At 34.2% G+C, this 22160-nt stretch carries 16 protein-coding genes; 8 read left to right on the forward strand and 8 right to left on the reverse strand.

Annotated elements, in window-relative coordinates:
• The first annotated feature begins 28 nt into the window (after positions 1-28).
• The 4 genes from ACFS3A_RS20155 to ACFS3A_RS20170 all read left to right on the forward strand — a co-directional run bounded on the left by ACFS3A_RS20155 (position 29) and on the right by ACFS3A_RS20170 (position 6808).
• Entirely contained in the window at positions 29-1630 is a 1602-nt protein-coding gene (locus ACFS3A_RS20155) for an ATP-dependent DNA ligase (RefSeq protein ID WP_379827357.1), read from the forward strand.
• Positions 1631-4090 carry a ligase-associated DNA damage response DEXH box helicase gene (locus ACFS3A_RS20160; RefSeq protein ID WP_379827358.1) on the forward strand — a complete coding sequence of 820 codons (2460 nt, stop codon included), beginning with the start codon at positions 1631-1633 and terminating at the stop codon, positions 4088-4090.
• Between the two features lie 6 nt (positions 4091-4096).
• On the forward strand, positions 4097-4732 hold the full coding sequence (gene pdeM / locus ACFS3A_RS20165) for a ligase-associated DNA damage response endonuclease PdeM (protein WP_379827359.1): 636 nt from the start codon (positions 4097-4099) through the stop codon (positions 4730-4732).
• Between the two features lie 135 nt (positions 4733-4867).
• Positions 4868-6808, forward strand: a complete 1941-nt coding sequence (locus tag ACFS3A_RS20170) for an oleate hydratase (protein WP_219071095.1) — start codon at positions 4868-4870, stop codon at positions 6806-6808.
• A 375-nt stretch (positions 6809-7183) separates the two neighbouring features.
• Here ACFS3A_RS20170 and ACFS3A_RS20175 read toward each other — a convergent pair whose 3' ends face one another.
• The 7 genes from ACFS3A_RS20175 to ACFS3A_RS20205 form a co-directional block, all read right to left on the reverse strand.
• Positions 7184-8314 carry an efflux RND transporter periplasmic adaptor subunit gene (locus tag ACFS3A_RS20175; protein WP_379827360.1) on the reverse strand — a complete coding sequence of 377 codons (1131 nt, stop codon included), beginning with the start codon at positions 8312-8314 and terminating at the stop codon, positions 7184-7186.
• 1 nt (position 8315) lies between these two features.
• Positions 8316-12692, reverse strand: a complete 4377-nt coding sequence (locus ACFS3A_RS20180) for a CusA/CzcA family heavy metal efflux RND transporter (protein WP_379827361.1) — start codon at positions 12690-12692, stop codon at positions 8316-8318.
• Positions 12693-12769: 77 nt separating this feature from the next.
• Entirely contained in the window at positions 12770-13030 is a 261-nt protein-coding gene (locus ACFS3A_RS20185) for a hypothetical protein (RefSeq protein WP_379827362.1), read from the reverse strand.
• A 263-nt stretch (positions 13031-13293) separates the two neighbouring features.
• Positions 13294-13836 (reverse strand): hypothetical protein, encoded by a 543-nt coding sequence (locus ACFS3A_RS20190; RefSeq protein WP_379827363.1) that lies wholly within the window; start codon positions 13834-13836, stop codon positions 13294-13296.
• 20 nt (positions 13837-13856) lie between these two features.
• Positions 13857-14378, reverse strand: coding sequence for a hypothetical protein (locus ACFS3A_RS20195; RefSeq protein WP_379827364.1), 522 nt, complete (start codon positions 14376-14378; stop codon positions 13857-13859).
• The gene (locus tag ACFS3A_RS20200) at positions 14356-14823 is read right to left on the reverse strand and encodes a hypothetical protein (protein ID WP_379827365.1); all 468 of its coding nucleotides are present in this window, start codon (positions 14821-14823) and stop codon (positions 14356-14358) included. Before ACFS3A_RS20200 ends, ACFS3A_RS20195 begins: the two co-directional genes overlap by 23 nt.
• A 4-nt stretch (positions 14824-14827) precedes the next feature.
• Entirely contained in the window at positions 14828-15277 is a 450-nt protein-coding gene (locus tag ACFS3A_RS20205; protein WP_379827366.1) for a hypothetical protein, read from the reverse strand.
• Between the two features lie 275 nt (positions 15278-15552).
• Between ACFS3A_RS20205 and ACFS3A_RS20210 the strand changes: the two genes are divergently transcribed.
• The 3 genes from ACFS3A_RS20210 (at position 15553) to ACFS3A_RS20220 (ending at position 18761) form a co-directional block, all read left to right on the forward strand.
• On the forward strand, positions 15553-17544 hold the full coding sequence (locus tag ACFS3A_RS20210; RefSeq protein WP_379827367.1) for a sensor histidine kinase: 1992 nt from the start codon (positions 15553-15555) through the stop codon (positions 17542-17544).
• A gap of 3 nt (positions 17545-17547) precedes the next feature.
• A complete protein-coding gene (locus tag ACFS3A_RS20215) occupies positions 17548-18288 on the forward strand; it encodes a LytR/AlgR family response regulator transcription factor (RefSeq protein ID WP_379827368.1) in 741 nt (246 codons plus the stop codon).
• A gap of 143 nt (positions 18289-18431) precedes the next feature.
• On the forward strand, positions 18432-18761 hold the full coding sequence (locus tag ACFS3A_RS20220) for a DUF4870 domain-containing protein (RefSeq protein ID WP_379827369.1): 330 nt from the start codon (positions 18432-18434) through the stop codon (positions 18759-18761).
• Positions 18762-18908: 147 nt separating this feature from the next.
• On the opposite strand, the gene ACFS3A_RS20225 is transcribed toward ACFS3A_RS20220, so the two are convergent.
• The gene (locus ACFS3A_RS20225) at positions 18909-19202 is read right to left on the reverse strand and encodes a winged helix-turn-helix transcriptional regulator (protein ID WP_091498680.1); all 294 of its coding nucleotides are present in this window, start codon (positions 19200-19202) and stop codon (positions 18909-18911) included.
• Between the two features lie 368 nt (positions 19203-19570).
• Here ACFS3A_RS20225 and ACFS3A_RS20230 point away from each other — a divergent pair, with 368 nt between their 5' ends.
• Positions 19571-21925, forward strand: a complete 2355-nt coding sequence (locus tag ACFS3A_RS20230) for a mechanosensitive ion channel family protein (RefSeq protein ID WP_379827370.1) — start codon at positions 19571-19573, stop codon at positions 21923-21925.
• Positions 21926-22160: the final 235 nt, after the last annotated feature.

Raw genomic sequence — 22160 nt, forward strand, 5'->3', positions numbered from 1 at the left:
CATAACCCATAACCCATAACTTAAAAAAATGAAAAACTTTGCCGAGCTTATAAAAACCTTAGATAGTTCTAATAAAACATCGGTAAAAGTGGATGCTTTGACAAACTATTTTCTAAAAGCAAGTGACGAAGACAAGGTTTGGACAATCGCTATCCTTTCTCATCGCCGTCCTCCCCGACCTGTTAATACTACTTTATTACGTTTATGGGCGAATGAATTGGCTAATATTCCCCTTTGGTTGTTTGAGGAAAGTTATCATATTGTCGGCGATTTGGCAGAAACGATTGCTTTGGTTATTCCAACTACAAAAGAACATTCTGATAAAAGTCTGACCGAATTTCTACAGGAAATCATTGCTTTGAAAAAGAAAACCGATTCAGAAAAAAAAGAATATCTGCAAACCAATTGGCTGAACTTGAATTATTACGAAAGATTCGTTTTTACTAAATTAATAACAGGAAGTTTTAGAATTGGTTTAAGTCAGAAATTAATGACCCGTGCACTTTCTAAAGCTGAAAACATTGACGAAGACACGCTTGCTTATAAATTAATGGGCGATTGGAATCCGAATACGATTACATTTCAGGAATTGATTCTGGATGAAAGAAGCAGTGATTACTTATCAAAACCTTATCCTTTTTATTTGGCTTATCCAATTGAAGGCGAAATTGAAAATCTTGGAAATCCCGAAGACTGGAGCGCCGAACATAAATGGGACGGAATTCGTTCTCAAACCATTATTCGGGAAAATGAAATTTATGTTTGGAGCCGTGGCGAAGAATTAGTAACCGATAAATATCCAGAGTTTCAATCTTTCCTTGGAAATATTCCAGACGGAACTGTTATTGATGGCGAAATTCTTCCTTTCATTGATAATCAAATTGGAACATTTAATGATTTGCAAACTAGAATTGGCCGTAAAAATGTTTTAGCTTCCGTTTTAAAAAATTCTCCTGTAATCATTAAAGCTTATGATTTATTAGAATGGCAGGGAAATGATATTCGGAATCTTCCTTATGAAGAACGTCGAACGTTACTAGAAGAATTATTTACCACTTTAATTGGAAAAGAAATTCCGTTGCAACTTTCAGAAAGACTTAATTTTTCTACTTGGGAAGATGTCACAAACGAAAGATTAAAATCTCGTGAAATGAAAAGTGAAGGTTTAATGTTAAAACGAAAAGATTCTCCGTATTTAGTGGGAAGAAAAAAAGGCGATTGGTGGAAATGGAAAATAGAACCTTTAACCATAGATGCTGTTCTAACTTACGCAATGCGAGGTCACGGGCGACGATCGAATTTATTTACTGATTATACTTTTGCCCTTTGGCAGGAAAATGAGAATAACGAACGAGAACTAGTAACTTTTGCGAAAGCATATTCCGGTTTAACCGATGCAGAATTTAGAATGGTAGACGATTTTATCAAAAAAAATACTTTAGAACGATTTGGGCCTGTACGAAGTGTAACTCCAAAATTAGTTTTTGAAATTGGTTTTGAAGGCATTGCACTTTCCAAAAGACATAAAAGCGGTGTTGCAACCCGTTTTCCGCGAATTTTAAGATGGCGACACGATAAAAAAATTGAAGAAGCCAATTCGATAGAAGATTTAAAAAATTTAATTGTATAAATGAACAGAGAGCAGTTATTTACGATTGCCAATGACTGGTTTGAAAGTCAGGGATGGAAACCTTTTCCGTTTCAGACTCAAACCTGGACTGCTTTTTTGCAGGGAAAAAACGGCTTGTTAAATGCTCCAACCGGAAGCGGAAAAACATACGCACTTTGGCTTCCAATCATTTTAAATTATATCAAAGAAAATCCGAATTATAAAACCAAGCATAATTCAGGATTAAAAGCCATTTGGATCACACCTTTAAGATCTTTATCTGTTGAAATCAAACAAGCGGCAGAACGAGTGCTTACAGATTTAGATATTCCAATGACTGTCGGAATTCGATCCGGAGATACTTCTGCTTCAGAAAGAGCCAAGCAAAAAGGAAAAATGCCCGATTTGCTGATTACAACTCCTGAAAGTCTGCAATTACTTTTGGCCTCAAAAGGATATGCGGCAACTTTTAAAAACTGCAGTTCAATTGTCATAGATGAATGGCATGAATTACTGGGAACCAAACGAGGTGTTCAAGTAGAACTGGCATTATCAAGACTTAAAACGATAGCAAAAAACATCCGAATTTGGGGAATTTCTGCCACAATTGGAAATTTACAACAAGCGCAGGAAGTTTTGCTTGGAGTAGATTCTGAAGCTTATCATAATTCTGTTTTAATAAAAGCGGTTATCAATAAAAAGATAAAAGTAGTCTCTATTATTCCAGAGAAAATGGATGCTTATCCTTGGCGAGGGCACATGGGATTACATTTGATTGATGAAGCAGCAAAAATTATAAAAGCCAGCAAAACGACTTTAATTTTTACGAATGTTCGTTCGGCCTGCGAAATTTGGTATCAGAGATTGTTAGAAAAATATCCTGAATTTGCAGGAGAAATGGCAATGCATCACGGAAGCATCGATAGAGAAACGAGACTTTGGGTTGAAAATGCGATTCGGAATGAAGAATTAAAAGTTGTAGTCTGTACTTCTAGTTTAGATCTGGGTGTTGACTTTGCTCCTGTCGAATCGATTATTCAGGTTGGAGGCCCGAAAGGCGTTGCTCGTTTTATGCAGCGCGCAGGACGAAGCGGACATCAGCCTGGCAAAGAAAGTGTTATTTATTTCCTAGCTACTCATGCCGTTGAATTAATCGAAGCTTCGGCACTAAAAAAGGCTGTCGAAAACAGTGTTATAGAAGATCGCGTTCCGTATTTAAACAGCTGGGATGTTTTGGTGCAGTATCTTAATACAATTGCAGTTTCTGACGGATTTTATCCAAACAAAATTTTCAAAGAAATTCACGGAACATTTAGTTATCAAACCATTACAACTGAAAACTGGAACTGGATTTTGAATTTTATCACACAAGGAAGTCAAAGTCTTCATGCTTATGACGAATTCAAAAAAGTTGAAATTGATGAAAATGGCTGTTACAAAATCAACAGCCGAATGATTGCCATGCATCATAGAATGCAGATTGGAACTATTGTTGGCGATGCTGTCATGAATGTAAAATTCATGAGTGGCGGTTATATTGGAACGATTGAAGAATGGTTCATTTCGAAATTAAAACCTGGCGATACTTTTATCTTTGCAGGAAAAAAACTCGAATTATTCCGTATTCGAAATATGCAGGTTTTAGTCAAAAAAGCGAGTCCGAAAAAAGAATCTAAAATTGCCAGCTGGATGGGCGGTCGTTTGGCTTTATCTTCTCAGATGAGCGAATTGCTTCGTCAGGAATTGTATCGTGCCAATACCGACAATCTTTCGCCAGAATTAAAAGCGTTACAGCCTTTGTTTAAAAGACAGCGAAAAGAATCTATTGTACCGAGTTCAGATGAATTTCTCATTGAGACTTTTAAAACCCGTGAAGGATTTCATGCTATTTTTTATCCGTTTGAAGGACGTTTTGTTCACGAAGCTTTAGCCAGTTTACTGGCTTACCGAATTAGTTTGTTACAATCGATCACTTTTTCTTTGGCTTATAACGATTATGGCTTTGAATTGCTTTCTGATCAGAAAATTGATATTGAAGCGGTTTTAGATAATAATTTATTTTCGACAGAATACGTTCATCATGATTTGCAGAAAAGCTTAAATTCAACCGAAATGGCTCGAAGAAAGTTTAGAGATATAGCGGTAATTTCCGGATTAGTTTTTACTGGTTTTCCGGGAAAAATGGTTAAAACCAAACATTTGCAGAGTGGCTCGCAATTGTTATTTGAAGTTTTTAGGGATTTTGAACCTGATAATTTGTTATTGCATCAGGCGTATAGAGAAACCTTTGAACATCAATTAGAAGAAGGGCGTTTGATTTTAGCTTTGGAAAGAATTGCAAGCCAAAACATAATTTGGAAACAATGTTTAAAACCAACGCCTTTTAGTTTTCCAATCATTACAGATCGATTGAGAGAAAAGCTTTCGAGTGAAACTCTGGCTGAAAGAATTCAGAAAATGACTGCATCTTATATGAAATAAATCTTTATGAATATCCAATTAAAAAACGAAAATTTTATACTTCATTCAAGCGGAGCTATTTTTTGGGAAAAGCAAAAAACAGTCATAATTTCTGATGTGCATTTGGGAAAAGTAACACATTTTAGAAAACACGGAATTGCTATTCCGCAAAATACTGTTTCAGAAAATTTTAGAAAAATCACAGCAGTTTTGGATCATTTTCTTCCTGAAAAAATTATTTTTCTGGGAGATTTATTCCACAGCACTAAAAATGCAGAATGGAATTTATTTGAAGAATGGCTTTCCAATCACAAACAAGAAACCTATTTAATCACTGGAAATCATGACATTATTGATGAAAGTCATTATAAAAAAATTGGAGTAATTGTCACAGAGATTTTAGAAATTGACGATTTCTTTTTTACGCATCATCCCACAGAAAAAGAAAACTTATTTAATTTTTCAGGGCATATCCATCCAGGAATTATCTTGCGTGGCTTGGGTTTACAAACTTTAAAGCTTCGTTGTTTCTTTTGCAAACCCAACCAAATAATCCTTCCTGCATTTGGCGAGTTTACTGGAAAGTATTTTCTAAAACCCAGCTTAGAAGATACAGTTTATGCCATCGCCGGAAATGATGTCATTCAGATCAATAAAGAATAAGATAACCTTTGGATAAATTTAAAATCATATCTAATTAACAATCAATAAATTATACGAATATATTCTCAAAAATAAAAGAATTATCTTTTAAATTTTAAGCTTACATTAGTTGAATTAACTTCTAAAGCTTTGAAAATGAAGAATATTACATCAAAATTTGACAAAGTCCTAAACAATTCTACAACCTACGGAAATGTTAATCACGAACCAGATTCGAGCACAGAAACACAGTTAAATACCCCCGAAAAATCAATGCCGTTTTCAGATCAGATTGGAAATTACCAACGTAATATTGGAATTCCTCTCAAATCACATGAAAACAGCAAAATCTATATTGTAGGAAGCGGAATCGCCGGAATGGCAGCTGCCTACTATTTTATTCGAGATGGTCGAATTCCTGCCAAAAACATCACTTTTCTGGAACAGCTTCATATTGATGGTGGTTCACTCGATGGCTCAGGAAATCCCAAAGAGGGTTATATGATTCGCGGCGGTCGTGAAATGGATATGACCTACGAAAATCTATGGGATATTTTTCAGGATATTCCAGCTTTAGAACTGCCTCCACCCTACACTGTTTTAGACGAATATCGATTGATTAATGATAACGATTCGAATTATTCGAAAGCAAGGTTAATTCATAAAAACGGAGAAATAAAAGATTTTAGCAAATTTGGTTTGAATAAAAAAGATCAACTAGCAATTGTAAAATTGCTGTTGAAAAGAAAAGACGAACTAGACGACTTGACGATAGAAGATTATTTTAGTGAATCGTTTTTAGAAAGTAATTTCTGGACGTTTTGGAGAACCATGTTTGCTTTTGAAAACTGGCATAGTTTATTAGAACTAAAATTGTATATGCATAGATTTCTTCATGCAATTGATGGATTAAATGATCTTTCTTCGTTAGTATTTCCTAAGTACAATCAGTATGATACTTTTGTTACACCGCTGCGAAAATTCCTTGAAGAAAAAGGTGTCAATATCAAATTTCATACACTGATCAAAGATTTAGTCATCCAAAGTAATACTGAAGGTAAAGTAGTTGAAGGAATTATTACAGAGCATGAAGGCAAAGAAAATAGAACACCAATTGGCAAAGATGATTTTGTAATTGTTACCACAGGTTCAATGACCGAAGATACTTTCTATGGAGACAATAAAACTGCTCCTATTATTGGTATTGACAACTCTACCAGCGGCAAAAGTCCTGGATGGATGTTATGGAAAAACTTAGCCGCGAAATCTCCTATTTTTGGAAAACCAGAAAAATTCTGCACTAATATCGAGAAATCATCTTGGGAATCGGTTACGCTGACTTGCAGGCCTTCTGCTTTTGTAGAAAAACTAAAAGAATATTCTGTAAACGACCCGTATTCCGGCAAAACAGTAACAGGAGGAATTATTACCATTACCGATTCTAATTGGTTAATGAGCTTTACTTGTAACAGACAGCCTCATTTTCCAGATCAGCCAGACGATATTTTAGTGCTTTGGGTTTATGCCTTGTTTATGGATAAACCTGGGAATTATATCAAAAAAGTAATGCCCGAATGTACTGGAGATGAGATTCTAACTGAATTATCTTTCCATCTCGGAATTTTAGATAAACTGGATAATATAATAGAAAACACCATTGTACGAACCGCTTTTATGCCTTACATCACTTCGATGTTTATGCCGAGGGCAAAAGGAGATCGTCCGAGAGTTGTGCCTGAAGGATGCAAAAATCTTGGCTTAATTGGACAATTTGTTGAAACGAATAATGATGTGGTATTTACTATGGAAAGTTCGATTAGAACGGCTAGAATTGCGGTTTACAAATTGTTGAATTTAAATAAACAAGTTCCGGATATTAATCCGTTGCAATATGATATTCGACATTTATTGAAAGCAGTGCGAACGCTTAATGATGGAAAAGCGTTTTTAGGCGAAGGCATTCTGCACAAAGTTTTACGAGGCACTTATTTTGAACATGTTTTACCGCCCATTGAAGAAGATAAGGAAGAACATGAATCTTTCTTTTCGGAACAGGTTAACCGATTTAAAGATTGGATAAAAGGGATAAAAGATTAATTTAAAAAATTAATTCACATTATCTTAAATCTCCTTATTTAAAGTAATAAATTATATTCCGTTAGGAATATCTCGTCGGTAAAAAATGGGGTTTTGAATTATATTGTGTCCTGTAGGGACACCTAATTTTACGAAAATAAAATCTGACCAAATAATCAAACGTTCCTTTGGAACGTATAAACCTAATTCAAATTTCCGTACACCGTCGAAACGTTCCTACGGAACGTATATATTCAAACCATTTTTTTTTCTACCGATGAAACATTCCTACGGAATGAAATTGCAAACAAATAGTTTCTTTATTAAAAGCCCAGTAAAACTAGTTTTACTGGGCTTTTGTGTTTAACTCTAAACTTGTAATCAAAGATTTAAGCTCTATTGTTCGTCATTATTCATGGCAGACATCAATAAAGTGTAGGCATTTTTTACAACGATTTTAGAAGAATTATCCAACTCGTTTGAAGTAATCTGGCAGAAACCTTCGTTTTTAACTCCAGCTTTTACTTCCACCATTTGAAACTGATTATTTCCAAGGGCTGTAAAAACAAAAAACTTACCCTGCCAGCGCACTACAGCATCTTCAGGAACCGTTAAAGCTTTTTGATTTTCTACTTCGACTTCCGCATTTATAAATAGACCTGGTAAAAGTGCCGGATTATAAGCATTAACTTTACAAATAATCTCTGCTGCTCTATCTCCGTTTAAACTTTGATTGATAAAAGCAATTTTGGCTGGGTATTTTTTTGCATCCGAATTATTGGCAAAAGCCATAACCGTTTGACCGATTAATAAAGAAGCAACATCTTTCTCAAACGCATTTAAAGTCAATACAATATCCTTTTTATCAATCAATTCAAAAAGCATATCGGTTGGGTTTACATATTTTCCAACATTCACATTTACTTTTGAAACCAATCCATTAATAGGCGAAACTACTTTAACTGTATTGCTGATTGTTGAAACATTCAGTTTCTTTACATTGATTCCTAATAAAGTCAGTTTATGTTCCAAAGAAGCCATTGTAATACGCTGTGTACGTGTTTCGGTTGTAATCTGTTCTAGAACTTTATCACTGCTGGCCTTACTTGCATTAAGTTCTTTTTGTCTTTTATATTCGTTCTGAGCCAGTTCAAACTTTTCTTTCGCCATAAGATAATCTTGCTGCAATTCGATAAACTGCATGTCTTCTAAAACGGCTAAGACCTGTCCTTTTTGCACATTCATTCCCGCAATTAAATTCGTACTTTTTACATATCCTCCTAACGGAATACTGATACTGACCACACTTTTTGGAGGCACTGTTACCGTTCCTTGAAGCTGTAAAATCTCTTTTACATTTTGAAGCGTCGGATTTCCAGTTTGTAAATCAGCATTTTTGATTTGTTCGCTGGTCAATTTTATAATATTAATGCTCTTCACTTCAGCATTTTTATTTTCTTCATTTTGTTTCTTTCCGCAAGAAAACAATACTAATGCGCCTGCAAACGCTGCTATATATTTTTTCATTTTAAATATTATTAAGATTCTGCAGTGTAACAACTGCTTTGTTGTAAGCATTCAATGCGTCTAGATATTCACTTTTAATTGTAATGGCTTGATTTACGACCAAAACCCACTGCAGATAATCAATATCTCCATTGTAAAGCTGGCTGCTTGAAGCTTCGATAATCGTTTGAGCATTTTTTAATCCTTCTTTTTCATAATACTCTAAACTTTCCTGATACTTTTTCACTTCCCTATCCGCATTCTCAATAGCAGTTTTCACTTCAATTTTAGCGGCTTCGGAAAGTGCCTCATAACTCTCGTATTCTGCTTTTGCGGCACGTTTGCGTTCAGACTGACTCGTAAAGAAAATTGGAATAGACAAACCAGCATTGATGTAATTAAATCTTTGTGAACTATCATAATAAACTTCCTGACCTGAAGCATTAGTTTGAGTCCCGATAATACTCAAATTATTATAACCTAAAGTGATTTCAGGAAGCAGTTTGGCACTTTCGGTTTTCCATCTCCATTTTGCTGCTTCCGATTCATATTGTGAACGCTTTACAATTGGTAGATTTTCTGCTTTCAGATTTTCAACTAAAGATTGATTTAAAACCGCTTTTGATTTTTCATTTTTAGGAGCATATTCCACTTTATCCTGAAGAATCGCATTAAATGAATTTAAAGCAATTTCTATATCACGATTTACCATTACCAGCTGATTGCTGTAAAATTGTCGGGCAGATTGTGAAGCACTTTTTTCTAAAACATTTGCTTCGCCAGCTCGAAATCTCAAATCCGATTTCTTTTCCATAATTCGGTAAATCGAATCGGCATAGACTAAAAGTTCTCTTTTACTTTGAAGCCATAAATAATCGTAATAAATATTTCTGACTCTGGTTTTAATTTCCTGAGAAGTCAGCTGCACTTCTGTCTTGGCTTTATTAAAATCTGCCTGAAGTGCTTTTTTCTGATTGCTGTAAACAGTGGGAAAAGCAAAAGTCTGACTGATTCCAAATCTAGTATCTTTTTGAGCACTATTAAACTGACCGTAATCGGCATCGATTTGTGTCTGCGGAAGATTATACCCCGTTTTTTGCAAATGACTTTTGGACTGCTCGTTCAACTTAGCCGATTTAACTGTTCTGTTATTCTGAATGGCAATCGAAATCGATTCGTCAAGCGAAATTGGTAATTGCTGCGCATTTGCCATGTTACCAATAAAAAGAACACCTAATAAAATGGTTAGATTATTCATGTGTTTTTTTCTTTTTTTAGAAAATCCTTTAGCGTGATAGGTCATCAAATAAATAGCCGGAAGTACAAAAAGCGTTAAAAGAGTAGCTGTTACCAATCCGCCGATCACGACAGTTGCCAGCGGACGCTGTACCTCTGCTCCTGCTCCGTTGCTCAATGCCATTGGAAGAAATCCTAGCGAAGCAACCGCCGCAGTCATTAAAACTGGACGTAATCTATTTTTGGTTCCTAAAAGGATAATGGCAAAAGGATCTGTAATTTCTCCTTGTTTTTGTATTCGGTTGAATTCGGATATCAAAACAATTCCGTTTAATACCGCAACTCCAAAAAGCGCAATAAAACCAACTCCCGCCGAAATACTAAATGGCATATCTCGCATAACTAAGGCAAAAACACCTCCAATTGCAGATAACGGAATAGCAGTAAAAATGATAATTCCTTCTTTAAATGATCTAAATGCAAAATACAACAAAGCAAAAATCATTAATAAAGCAGCCGGAACAGCAACTCCCAATCTTGCCTTTGCCTGCTGTAAATTCTCAAAAGCACCACCATAAGTGATATAATAACCTGGATCAAATTTGATCTGTTTATTGACTTTTTGCTGTAATTCTTCCACAATAGACTGCACATCTCTTCCGCGGACATTAAACCCAACGATGATTCTTCTTTTTGCATTTTCACGCTGAATCTGATTTGGGCCTTCCACTTCATCTACATTTGCCACTTGGTAAAGCGGAATCTGCATTCCTGAAGGAGTCGCAATTAAAAGGTTTCGAACATCTTCAATTCCTTTTCTGCCATTATCTTCCACACGGACTACCATATCGAAACGTTTTTCTCCTTCATAAATGCTTCCTGCAATAGCTCCTGCAAAAGCAGCGTTAATCGTTGCATTCACATCTGCAACTCGTAAACCGTATTTTGCCATTTCTGCCCAATTGTAATCAATTACAATTTGAGGCATTCCGGTCACTTTTTCTACGTATAAATCGGCCGCGCCTTGAACAGTTTTGCTAATTGCGCCTAATTTTTCGGCATATTCTGAAAGCTTCTGAAGATCTTCTCCGTAAATTTTACATACCAAATCTTGTTTAGCTCCTGTCATTAATTCGTTAAAACGCATTTGAACAGGAAATTGAAATCCGGTTGTAACTCCAGGTGCAATTCGTTTAACGGTTTTAGTCATTTTATCGGCTAGTTCAGGAAATGAAGAAGCACTTGTCCATTCTGATTTGTCTTTTAGAACAATAATCATATCTCCACCTTCAATTGGCATTGGATCGGTTGGAATTTCGGCACTTCCAATTCGGGAAACCACCTGTTGTACTTCTGGATATTCTTTCTTTAATTCTTTAGAAATTTTCGTAATTGTTTCTGTTGTAGTAGAAAGATTGGTTCCTAAAAGCAAACGGGTTTCTACAGCAAAATCTCCTTCTTCTAATTGCGGAATAAATTCACCTCCCATTCTTCCAAACAAAACAACAGCAATTCCGAAAAGCACAAAAGCTGAAATAACAATCGCTTTTCTAATTCCTAAAGCTTTGGTCAGCCAGCCTTCATAAGCATTTTCTAATCTTTCCATAATTCGGTCTGAAAGATTTTTTTTATGGCTGATTTTTTTACTTAAAAATAAAGCGCTGACCATTGGCACATAAGTAAGCGACAGAATAAAAGCTCCCAAAATGGCAAAAGCAACTGTCTGCGCCATTGGTTTAAACATTTTACCTTCGATTCCCTGCAACGAAAGAATCGGCAGATAAACAATCAATATGATGATTTGCCCAAAAACGGCGGCATTCATCATACGTGCGGCAGAACCTGTTACTTCTTTATCCATTTCGTCCTGCGTAATAGAATCAATTGCTTTGTATTTTTTTGAACTGTGAAGATGGTGTAGAATAGCTTCCACAATAATTACGGCTCCATCTACAATTAATCCGAAATCTAAGGCACCGAGACTCATTAAGTTTCCGCTTACGCCAAAAGTATTCATCATAATAATGGCAAAAAGCATGGCTAACGGAATAACCGAAGCTACAATAAAACCAGCTCTAAGATTTCCAAGAAATAAAACCAGAATCAAAACTACAATTAAGGCACCTTCAATTAAGTTTTTTTCTACTGTTCCAATGGCATTATCTACCATTTTTGTTCTGTCTAAAAAAGGCTCAATTTTTAAACCTTCGGGAAGGATTTTTTCAATTTCGGCAATTTTATCTTTTACATTGACAATAACATTATTGGCATTTTCGCCTTTTAACATCATTACAATTCCGCCGACAGATTCTCCGTATTCGTCTGTTGTTAAAGCACCATAACGAATTGCCGAAGAAATTTTGACATTGGCAACATCTTTTACTAAAATAGGAAGACCGCCCTGCGTGCTTTTCACTACAATGTTTTCAATATCTTTAATGCTTTTCGCTAAACCTGTACTTCGAATATAAGATACCGTTGGGCCTTTTTCAATATACGCACCGCCAGTGTTTTCGTTGCTGCTGTTTAAAGCAGTAAAAACTTCACTAATGGTTAGATTTTGCGCTTTCAATCTCGCAGGATTTACAGCAATTTCATACTGCTTTAATTTCCCTCCAAAAGTCGAAACATCAGCAATTCCGGCAGTTCCTAAAAGCTGTCTTCTGATTGTCCAATCCTGAATTGTTCTTAAATCTTCTAAAGAATATTTTTCTTCAAAACCCGGCTTTGGTTTTAAAACATATTGATAGATTTCACCTAAACCAGTTGTAACCGGCGCCATTTCTGGTCGGTTGGCATTTCGGTCAATTTCTACTTGCTGGAGTCTTTCTGTTATCTGCTGTCTTGCCCAATACACATCGGCATCGTCTTCAAAAACAACACTTACTAATGAAAGTCCGAAACGTGAAATACTACGGCTTTCTTTAAGATGTGGAATATTGCTAATGGCTTGTTCTATTGGGAAAGTGATGAGCCTTTCTACATCTTCAGCTCCAAGAGATGGCGCTGTCGTAATAATTTGTACCTGATTGTTTGTGATGTCCGGCACGGCATCAATTGGTAATTGGGTAACTTCATACACACCGTAGATAATCCACAGCAGTGTAAAGATTCCAATTGCCAGTTTGTTCTTAACTGAGAACTGAATTACTTTATTAAGCATATTGTATTAATTAAAAAATAATAAATGAGCGACCAAAACGTCAAGTCTCAGCCACAGCAAAAAAATTATAAATTAATTTATGCTACCGGAGGTCGGAATAAAGAAAGAAGATTTGGATCTGAATGAAGATCAGATCTGTAAGTTGGTATTTTTAATTGTGGTAATTCCGGATTAAAAGGAAGCGGTAATAAATCTTTGTCATCTAAAATAAAAACAAAGTGAAAAGAACTGCTGCTGATTGTTTTAAAAGGGAGCTGCATATCACGGTCTCCATCATTGTCATTTAAATCTTCTCCCCAATAGTGCATTGACAAGAAATCGACGAAACTTAAATCCATTAATTTTTTGTGCTCTTGATAGTGTTCAATCAGTATCGGCAGTTTATAAAACTGCTGTACAAAACTACTGTTTGAAGCTATTAGAAAAATGAATATGTAGACAATCTGTTTTCGCACGAAGCAAATTTAACCCAAATTATATAATTTCTCACTATTAAAAATAGTTTGAATATATCTTTTAACAATTTAGAAATAATAGAAGTGGTGTATAAAACAAAAAAATCGAGTTAAACTCCTTTTAGATTCTAACTCGATTGTATACCTTAAAACTTTCTATACTCTACTCCATTTGCATCTGCATACGGGAGAAGCAAATCCATCATTTTTGATTGTTTTTCATCTAGTAAAATACCTTTTGTGTCGTCGAGTTGTTTTGCGGCTGCATCAATTTCATCATCACTTTTACCTTCATCAATCATTCTGGCAATTATCATAAAGTCTTTGTTTTGGATTTCGTCTGCATATTCAAACAATTCGATTCCTGCATTTATGACTGGTTCTGCTTCTTCTGTCGGATTGAGATTTTTTATTCTTCTGATATCTTCTTTAAAAGTATTGGCATAAGCAAATTTTACCACTTCAACACAGGTTGCCTTCTGCATGTTTTTTCCGTCTTCTGTCGGAAGCTGTAAAGTTCCATTAGCTTTATGTTGTCTAAATTCCTTAAAAACTCTTTCAAAACTGGACGGAATTTTATTGGTACTTAATCCAACTGTATTAAAAATCCGGTCAGGAGTGTCTTTCACAAATTTGCAGGAAACTATGACCATCATTAACATTAAAAATGCAAAACCTCTAATTTTCATAAATGTATTTTTAGTATAGTTTAGTTCTTAAGTTCCAGATTTATGTTTTCTATTAGGTTAGCAATCTTGTTCAAAATAAAATTCTCGTAAGCTTTTTGCCTTTCCAAACTTTTTTGTCCGGAACTAAATCCTTCACTTATTTTGTAATTTTTGATAAACTGACTCTGATCTGCGCCCAAAGCGTAGTACCAGCTTCCCATTTCTGAATGTACAAAAATTACAGCTTCATCCAGTTTCATTATTTTCTTTCTCAAAAAAAATGGATTTTTTTTATACACTGCATTTTCAGAAGCATCAAATATATAATGAATTTCTGAACCAATTTTAACATCATACAAACTATGTAACGTAAAGTATATCAACAAAGTACAAATCACCCAAAATATACTCTTGTCGAGATAATTTTCAAAAAATACCAGAACAACCAAACCTGTGACCATTCCTCCCAAAAACCACCAGGATAATTGTAGTGAAGCTTTATTAGGATACAAAGTAAATGTACTTGTAGTATATTCAATATTATATCTTTCCCGAATGTTCATTTAGTCTTAAAATAGCATTAATTTCATTGATTAACTTCTGCATTGATTTTGTGGTAAAGCCTTGTGCAATTCCGGTACATTTTTCTTTGTTGTTTTTGATGTAATACAAATTCAAAGAAACATTTGTAGTGATCAGATTTTGTTTGACTTTCACTAATTCAAAATTTACAAAATCTGAAAGTGGAATCTCTACAGGTTTATTAATCAATCCGTTTTTAATGACGAATGTTTGTTTGTCAAGGTCTATAACAAAAGTCTGTGACCAAATGGAAATAAAACATAAAATAGTCAGAATTCCAAAAATCCAGATTACTGCCGTATTTTTATAATAAATTCCGCCAATTGCAAACGCCAGCATTCCAATCACAACCAGTAAACCGAAGCCGTATTGTCTTTTCATAACAAATTGGCTTCCGTTTTTCTCAAATTTCTTTAGTTCAGTCATTTTCTTAATCGATTTTGACACCATCAATAATTAACGAATCACAAATAAGCGACATATAAGTACTGGTATAATCTGCCGTAATTTGATCGCTCATAGAATCGATTCTGCCTTTTGCAAAATCAAATTTTCTGGTCGGTTGTTTGCCATACGTATCTGTCATCGTAATCTGTCCGTCGATTCCTGATTTGTTTTTCATTAAAGCAGTCAGCAGAACAATATCTTGTTTTTCAAAATCAAGAGAGAAATAGTAATTGTTCTTAATTTCATTGGTTTCAGTATTAATTACTGATTTGGTAAAAGAAAAAGTTGCCGATCTTACAGGAACTTTAATCAGTTTGTTTCCGTCTTTTACAGAAATTTCAATTTTAATGCGTTTGTCATCTTGTTGTGCAAACGTCAAAGCAGAGAAAAAAAGGCTCGCAATAATCGTTATTGTAAAAAAAATCTTATTCATAAGTTTTGGGTTTTAAAAAAAATTAATAACAACAAGATTACTACTAAGATCAACTCCCAACAATTCGGAATTGGCAAATGGAGGTTTTAGATTTTTATTTGGTAATTCTATATTCTTATTGCGAAAACGTCTTTTTGAAATGGCTTATAAATCAAGGTTTCCAAAGGCTTTTCGTCTCAAAATTCTAAGCTGTTTTTTTTGGTCAGTCAATTCTCAATTTGTACTTTGGCTGTAATTACCACTATAAAAGCACCTAAAAAACACTTTTTAATCTGATGAAAAACAGCCTTTCAAAATGGTTATTTTATATATTGATTTTATTCTTTTCGAATGCCAATGCACAGCAGATTTCGTCTATTGAAAAAATAGCCGCTTATGGCTATTCTAAACGTTTTTCTGATTCTTCTGCCAGTAAAAAGATACAGCTTCAGGCACTGGATTTAGCTAAAAAGAAAAATAATATTGATGACGAAGTAATCTGTTACTCTTATTTGGCCTTAACACAAAGACGACTTCTTCATCTAAAAGAATTTGCCCGCTATGCAGACACTGCTTATATTTTGGCTGAAAAATCAAATAAAATAAGGGTTAAAGCTTTTGCTTCATTGGCGCAGGGAAGTCTCAAATCTTATATAGAAGACAGGCCTCAGGCTTTGGAACATTTTCTAAAAGGGTACCAACTTTTTGCTCAAATAAAGGCTCATGACCAATGTGCTAAAATAGCATCTGATATATCGTATTTATTCTCTCCTGCTTCACCTGAAAAGGTTAAAAAATATTCCCGGGAAGCTTTGCAACATGCAGCAAAAGCCGGCGATGCAGAAAGTCAATTGTACGCCCGACTTGCTTTTGGAGGATATTTGACTGACAGATTGGATTCAGGATACAAAGAGGAATGGATTCTTGCCTTAAACTTCTTTAAAGAAACAGTGGCTTTGGCTGAAAAAAACACCTCACAAATCGTCAGTAAAAGTAATATTGGAATCGCTTACATCAATTTAGCAGATCTTTATGCTAAAGGCCCAAAACCTATTGATGAAACGGCAATGCTCAACAATCTTAGAAAAGCAACTGCAATCGCCAAAAAGTATAATGTAAAAATTATTTACAGAAGTGCTATTGGTCTTCAAGGCATGTATTATACTGAAAAAGGAGATTACGCAAAAGCAGAATTATTATTTATTGAAGGAATTAAATATCAACTCAGTCTGCCCTATACTGACAATTATCTTTTGGCTACTTTTTACAATTCTTTAAAAGACGTTTCAATAAAAAGATATGATTATAAAGCTTATTATGGTTACGACACTTTATATGCTAAATACAATCAGTTAAAATATAAAGAAAGCACTCAGAAACTTTTACAGAATGCAGATGCGAGATACGAATCTTCTAAAAAAATAGAACGCATCAAACAGCTGGAACTGGAAAATGAACTCGAACAGAAAAATAAACTTTTAGGTTATGGCATTGCCGGTGTTTTATTGATTGGACTTGTATTTATGTTTCGTTCTTACTATTTCAGACAGCGTTACTATCTGAAGCGAGAAGAAATTTTAAAACAGGAACAAGCCAACAGTGAACTTAAGGTTCAATTAATGGAAAAAGAGACAATTGAAAACCTTGCTGCAAGGCTTTCTCTGGAAAGGAGATTGCTGCGTTCGCAGATGGATCCGCATTTTATTTTTAATGCCTTGGGAAATATCCAAAGTATGATTTTGCAAAAAGATACCATTCCAGCGGTTTCTTATTTGAATAAATTTGCTAAACTCACACGTCAGATTTTGGAACAATCGAGAAAAGAAACTATTTCGCTGGAAGAAGAGATTGGCACTTTAAAAAACTATATTGAGTTACAGCAATTACGTCTTAACAATAGTTTTGAGTATGAAATTATATGCGATGAAACTGTTGAAACTGATATTCTTATTCCGCCTTTATTATTGCAGCCTTTTGTAGAAAATGCAGTAGAACACGGACTAAAACCAAAAACCAAAGAAGAAAAAGGAAGACTTCAAATTTGCTTTTCACGGGAGACCGATCAAAAAAATCTTATCTGTACAATCACAGACAACGGAATCGGACTTGCGGCTTCACGTAAACTGAGAATAAATGAAAATCATCAATCTTTATCCACAACCATAACTGACGAAAGATTATCCAAAATGCAGAAAGAACATCCAAATGCTGGTTTTAAAGTTTTAGAAAGAGAAACTGAAAATGGCGAAACGGGCTGTATCGTAATTATCAACATTCCAATCCTGTAAAAAATGTATAAAACTATTATTATTGAAGACGAACAGCGCATTCGTGAAGCTTTATCGATTATGCTTGAAATGGTCGCTCCTAATCAGGTTCAGATTATAGCTTACGCAGAAAGCGTAGAAGAAGCCGTAAAACTTATTGACCGTTTACAACCCGATCTGGTTTTTATGGATATTATGCTCCAAAACGGAACCGGTTTTGATGTTTTACAGCAGATAACCTTTAATTCTTTTCACCTCATTTTTACAACGGCATACGAACAACATGCCATAAATGCTTTTAAATACAGCGCCATCGATTATCTTTTGAAACCAATTGATCCCGACGAACTCAAAATGGCAATTGACAGAATCGCTCTTTTACAGGAAAAAGTTTTAGAAAAACAACAGTTAAGCGAATTGAAAGACAATCTTTCTAAAACTCCGGACCGAATTATTCTTCCAACTCAGGAAGCAATGTATGTAGTAAAACTGGAGCAAATTTTAAGATGCGAAACTTCGGGTTCGTACACCACTTTCTTTTTAACAGATGGCAGAAAAATAATGGTTTCAAAACCTCTTAAAAATTACGAAGATTTATTAGAACCGCCAATGTTTTTCAGAATCCATCAATCGCATTTAATCAATGTAAATTCAATTGTAAGTTATTCACGTGAAGGAATGGTACATCTGAATGATAAGTCGGTGGTTCCAATTTCAAGAGGTAAAAAAGAGCAGTTTTTTAAATTAATGAAAGAGGAAATTTAAATAAAAAAAAACTCAAATTTCAAATTCAAATAACCATTAACAATCAAAATCTCCCTAATACCAATTCAAATCAACCATAAACAAAATGGTTATTTCACGATCGGTTTGTTGCTCCTATTTTTGAAGTAATAAACACTAAAACGATGAATAATAAAACCCTTTCTATTTTAAGCTACATCACTATTATTGGATGGATTGTAGCCTTTATTAAAAGTAAAGATTTAACTCCAAAAAGCGATTTGGTAAGTTATCATTTAAAACAAGGTTTTGGAATCTTTTTGGTTTCATTAGCCATAAATATTGCTTTATCAATTGTAGTAAGTATAGTTCCTGCCTTATATTTTTTAAGTTACGTTGGTTACGTAATCTTGATTTTATGGATTTTCGGAATTATAAATGCTGCAAATGAACAAAAGAAACCAATTCCTGTAATTGGAAAAATCTTTGAAGATAAATTTGATTTTATCAACTAATCTGATTTTTTTACCCGCCGTTTTTATTTTTTTTGGATGTAGAATTTGATTCTCAAAGAATTTCAGTGGTTTCCGTGGGGTCACACTGGCTAGTATTTGGGAATCTTTTCTCTTTTCTTTATTCTATTCTCTTTATTCTATTCTCACCTAAGATAAACCTTCCAATTGTTGAAAAACTGGAATCAAAGCTTTTCCTTTTTCTGTAAGATTGTATTCAATATGAAGTGGTTTTAATTTAATTGTTGTTTTTTCTAAAAGTCCTTCTTCTTCCAATTCTTTCAAAGCAGTCGCCAAAGATTGTTTATTGGAACCTTGAATTTGCCTCAACAAAGTATTAAATCGTAAAGGCGATTCTACAGACAAACGAAAAATTTCTGCTTTCCATTTGCCGGACAGCATTTTTAAAAGTCTTTGTGCCGGACAAGTTTCTACTTCTTCCATAATTTTATAGGGTAGTCAAAAAAAATTGACCTATTGTTTTGGATTCTTTTTTAATTAATTTTTGTGCAAAATGTAATGTAAAAATAGAAAATGAAACGAAAGAAACCAAGTGAAATGAGCATGGCAGAACTTCTTAAAGCCCAGAAAACAATTAATACTGTTGTTATTTTCTTAGTTGGTGCATCATTGTTATTGTTTTTTATAATTCTATTCTTATTTTAAAAAAGAATCAAATGAAAAATCGGGTTTGCAGTTTTATAATGCAAATCTGACGATAAAATAGTCAGATCTGTCTAATTTAATTTTTTGTTGATGAAAAGTTTTATAAAAAAAATTACATTTGAACTCCCTAAACAAGCCATTAAATTATGATTTTTCAAAAAAAGACTCTTTACTTTTTACCTCTATTTTTCTTTCTTTTACTCGCTCCTAAGAGTAATGCTCAGGAACAAAAAACTGTCAAAAAAGAAAGCCCGGGAAGATTATTCAACGATTCTACAGCAACAGACAGTGATTATTTGATGGCTATTGAAAAAGCCGGAGAAGTACTGGAGTCTGCTTACAATGACATTGATTTTGCCGGCGACACTCGTCATCTTTTTGGAGAAATGAAGCGTACCGAAAGTAAACTGGAACTTATTCTTGCAAGTTTAAAAGGTGCTAATCCAAATGTTCGCAACCAACAGATGTATCGTATTGTACTTCAGGAAATCCAGCAGGAGCTGGAAGAGCAGAATAAAGAAATTAACACCCGTAATCTCGACTTAGAGAAAATTAAAAAGCGTGTCATTGAACTTCGAAATGACAAATCATTGATGAGTTTGATTCGTGATACTATTCGTCGCAGGCAGTTTAAAAAAGAATTTGCAGATCTTAGAAAAAGATACGTTGGTACGGATAGTCTAATGACGAAAAACCAAACGGTTTTGAACAATAAAAAAAGGTTAACCGTACAGCGCAAAATTGCCGTTTCTAATGCTTTAGTTACAGTTGAAAGCAAATTGGAGAAATCCGGAATCAGTATTTTCAACAAAGAATATCCTGCTTTATGGCAAATCAGCGATTCGGCTGTAAAGAAAAAAGTAACTCATAATATTAAAGCCAAAGTCATCATTGAAGAAAACGTTGCGGCTTATTATTTAAGTTATAAAGCGGGCGCATTAATTACATTGTGTTTTTTTATGGGACTTCTATTCTGGTACATTTCGCGAAATATAAAATATCTAAAAGCAAATGACTATTCTGAAAATCTGTCTCTTTTAAATTTCAAATATCTAAATCGAGGTGTTTTACTTCCAATTTTGGTAATTGCTTTAAACATTGCGGTTGTGACCAACTTATATGCCCCAGCGTTGTTTTTAGAATTATTACAGTTACTTCTTCTTGGGGCTTTAACCATACTTTTCAAAAATCAATGGTCCGGGGTTTCTATGCGAAACTGGCTTTTTCTTATTGGATTATTCTTTGCGCTTTGCTTCCTTGATTTATTCATTACCATCGGATTATTACAACGTTTTGCTTTTGTGGGAATCAATGTTTTAGGAATTCGATATGGTTTAGTGCAAATCAAGACATTAAAAGAAGAACTTTATATAAAAGGTTTCTTCAAATGGGCCAGCATTATCTTTATTGGATTAAATGTATTGTCTATTCTTTTTAATTTCTTCGGAAGAGTCTCGCTTTCAAATATGTTAAGTCTTACCGCATTTATTTCGCTGACACAGATTGTTGCTTTGAGTGTTTTATTGAAAATTATTCTTGAAATTATTCTTTTGCAAATTTATACAACGAGAGTAAAAAGAGGTATTGTAAAAATGTTTGATTACGAAAATTTATCAAATACTTTAAAGAAGCCATTTATCATTGTAATCAGTTATATGTGGATTATTGTAATTGCTTCCAATCTAAATATCTGGGAATCATTACGAGCTTCTTTCCAAAAATTACTGAGTCACCCAAATACTATCGGAAGCATTACCTTTACTTTAGGCAATATCGTTTTATTCTTCATTATAATTTGGGCGGCGCATTTACTGCAGAATTATGTGGCCTATTTCTTTGGAGAAATCGATGATGATAATGAAGAAAACATCAACAAAAGACAACATTCTAAATTATTAATTACCAGATTAGTCGTTTTAATAAGTGGATATCTTTTAGCCGTTGCGGCATCTGGAATGCCTTTGGATAAACTGAGTATTCTTTTAGGAGCTTTGGGTGTTGGTGTCGGACTTGGACTTCAAAACGTAGTAAACAATTTTGTTTCGGGTATTATTTTGATTTTTGATAAACCAATTCAGATTGGCGATGTGGTCGAAATTAGTTCAGAATCCGGTCGCGTAAAATCGATGGGATTAAGAACTACCAAAATTAACGCGCCAAATGGAGCTGAAATCATTATTCCGAATGGTAATTTATTATCGCAGAATATTACCAACTGGACTTATACAGATAATTATAAATTAGTTGAAGTTACCTTTGAGATTGTCGGAGAAACTGTTCCGGAAGAAATTAATTTAATAGTGAACGAAACGCTGGCTAATCTGCCAATGGTAAACAGTTCAAAACCATCACAAATTTATTACAGCGCCATTTCTGACGGAAAATACAAACTCTTAATTAAATTCTGGTGTAGTATTTACAGGACAGAAGAAACAATAAGTTTGGCACGACAGGAACTCTACATAAGTTTTAAAAATAAAGGCTTGAATTTTTCAAGTTAAATTAATCAAAAAAGCGGTGATCTATTAATCACCGCTTTTTTTTTGATTTTCATGACATGAAAAAACCGTTTCATGACATATTTTTCCTTTTCAGCACATTTCATAGCTAATTTTATTAACGATTTAGAACAGACAGGATCTAAAAAGATTAATCCAGTAGTTTTTGCAACAGTTAATATAAAATACTGAAAGTTAATATTTTAGTGAAAAACACGTAAAAACACCTGCTTTTAAA

Origin of the sequence: Flavobacterium notoginsengisoli (genome assembly GCF_042686225.1) — a bacterium.
In the GTDB taxonomy this organism is placed as follows: domain Bacteria; phylum Bacteroidota; class Bacteroidia; order Flavobacteriales; family Flavobacteriaceae; genus Flavobacterium; species Flavobacterium notoginsengisoli.

Bases quoted from the DNA above. Each gene is read 5' to 3' on its own strand.
- pdeM (WP_379827359.1), top strand. From the start codon at position 4,097: ATGAATATCCAATTAAAAAACGAAAATTTTATACTTCATTCAAGCGGA.
- ACFS3A_RS20220 (WP_379827369.1), top strand. From the start codon at position 18,432: ATGAATAATAAAACCCTTTCTATTTTAAGCTACATCACTATTATTGGA.
- ACFS3A_RS20230 (WP_379827370.1), top strand. From the start codon at position 19,571: ATGATTTTTCAAAAAAAGACTCTTTACTTTTTACCTCTATTTTTCTTT.
- ACFS3A_RS20200 (WP_379827365.1), bottom strand. From the start codon at position 14,823: ATGACTGAACTAAAGAAATTTGAGAAAAACGGAAGCCAATTTGTTATG.
- ACFS3A_RS20205 (WP_379827366.1), bottom strand. From the start codon at position 15,277: ATGAATAAGATTTTTTTTACAATAACGATTATTGCGAGCCTTTTTTTC.
- ACFS3A_RS20210 (WP_379827367.1), top strand. From the start codon at position 15,553: ATGAAAAACAGCCTTTCAAAATGGTTATTTTATATATTGATTTTATTC.
- ACFS3A_RS20185 (WP_379827362.1), bottom strand. From the start codon at position 13,030: ATGGATTTAAGTTTCGTCGATTTCTTGTCAATGCACTATTGGGGAGAA.
- ACFS3A_RS20175 (WP_379827360.1), bottom strand. From the start codon at position 8,314: ATGAAAAAATATATAGCAGCGTTTGCAGGCGCATTAGTATTGTTTTCT.
- ACFS3A_RS20155 (WP_379827357.1), top strand. From the start codon at position 29: ATGAAAAACTTTGCCGAGCTTATAAAAACCTTAGATAGTTCTAATAAA.
- ACFS3A_RS20215 (WP_379827368.1), top strand. From the start codon at position 17,548: ATGTATAAAACTATTATTATTGAAGACGAACAGCGCATTCGTGAAGCT.
- ACFS3A_RS20180 (WP_379827361.1), bottom strand. From the start codon at position 12,692: ATGCTTAATAAAGTAATTCAGTTCTCAGTTAAGAACAAACTGGCAATT.
- ACFS3A_RS20190 (WP_379827363.1), bottom strand. From the start codon at position 13,836: ATGAAAATTAGAGGTTTTGCATTTTTAATGTTAATGATGGTCATAGTT.
- ACFS3A_RS20195 (WP_379827364.1), bottom strand. From the start codon at position 14,378: ATGAACATTCGGGAAAGATATAATATTGAATATACTACAAGTACATTT.
- ACFS3A_RS20170 (WP_219071095.1), top strand. From the start codon at position 4,868: ATGAAGAATATTACATCAAAATTTGACAAAGTCCTAAACAATTCTACA.
- ACFS3A_RS20225 (WP_091498680.1), bottom strand. From the start codon at position 19,202: ATGGAAGAAGTAGAAACTTGTCCGGCACAAAGACTTTTAAAAATGCTG.
- ACFS3A_RS20160 (WP_379827358.1), top strand. From the start codon at position 1,631: ATGAACAGAGAGCAGTTATTTACGATTGCCAATGACTGGTTTGAAAGT.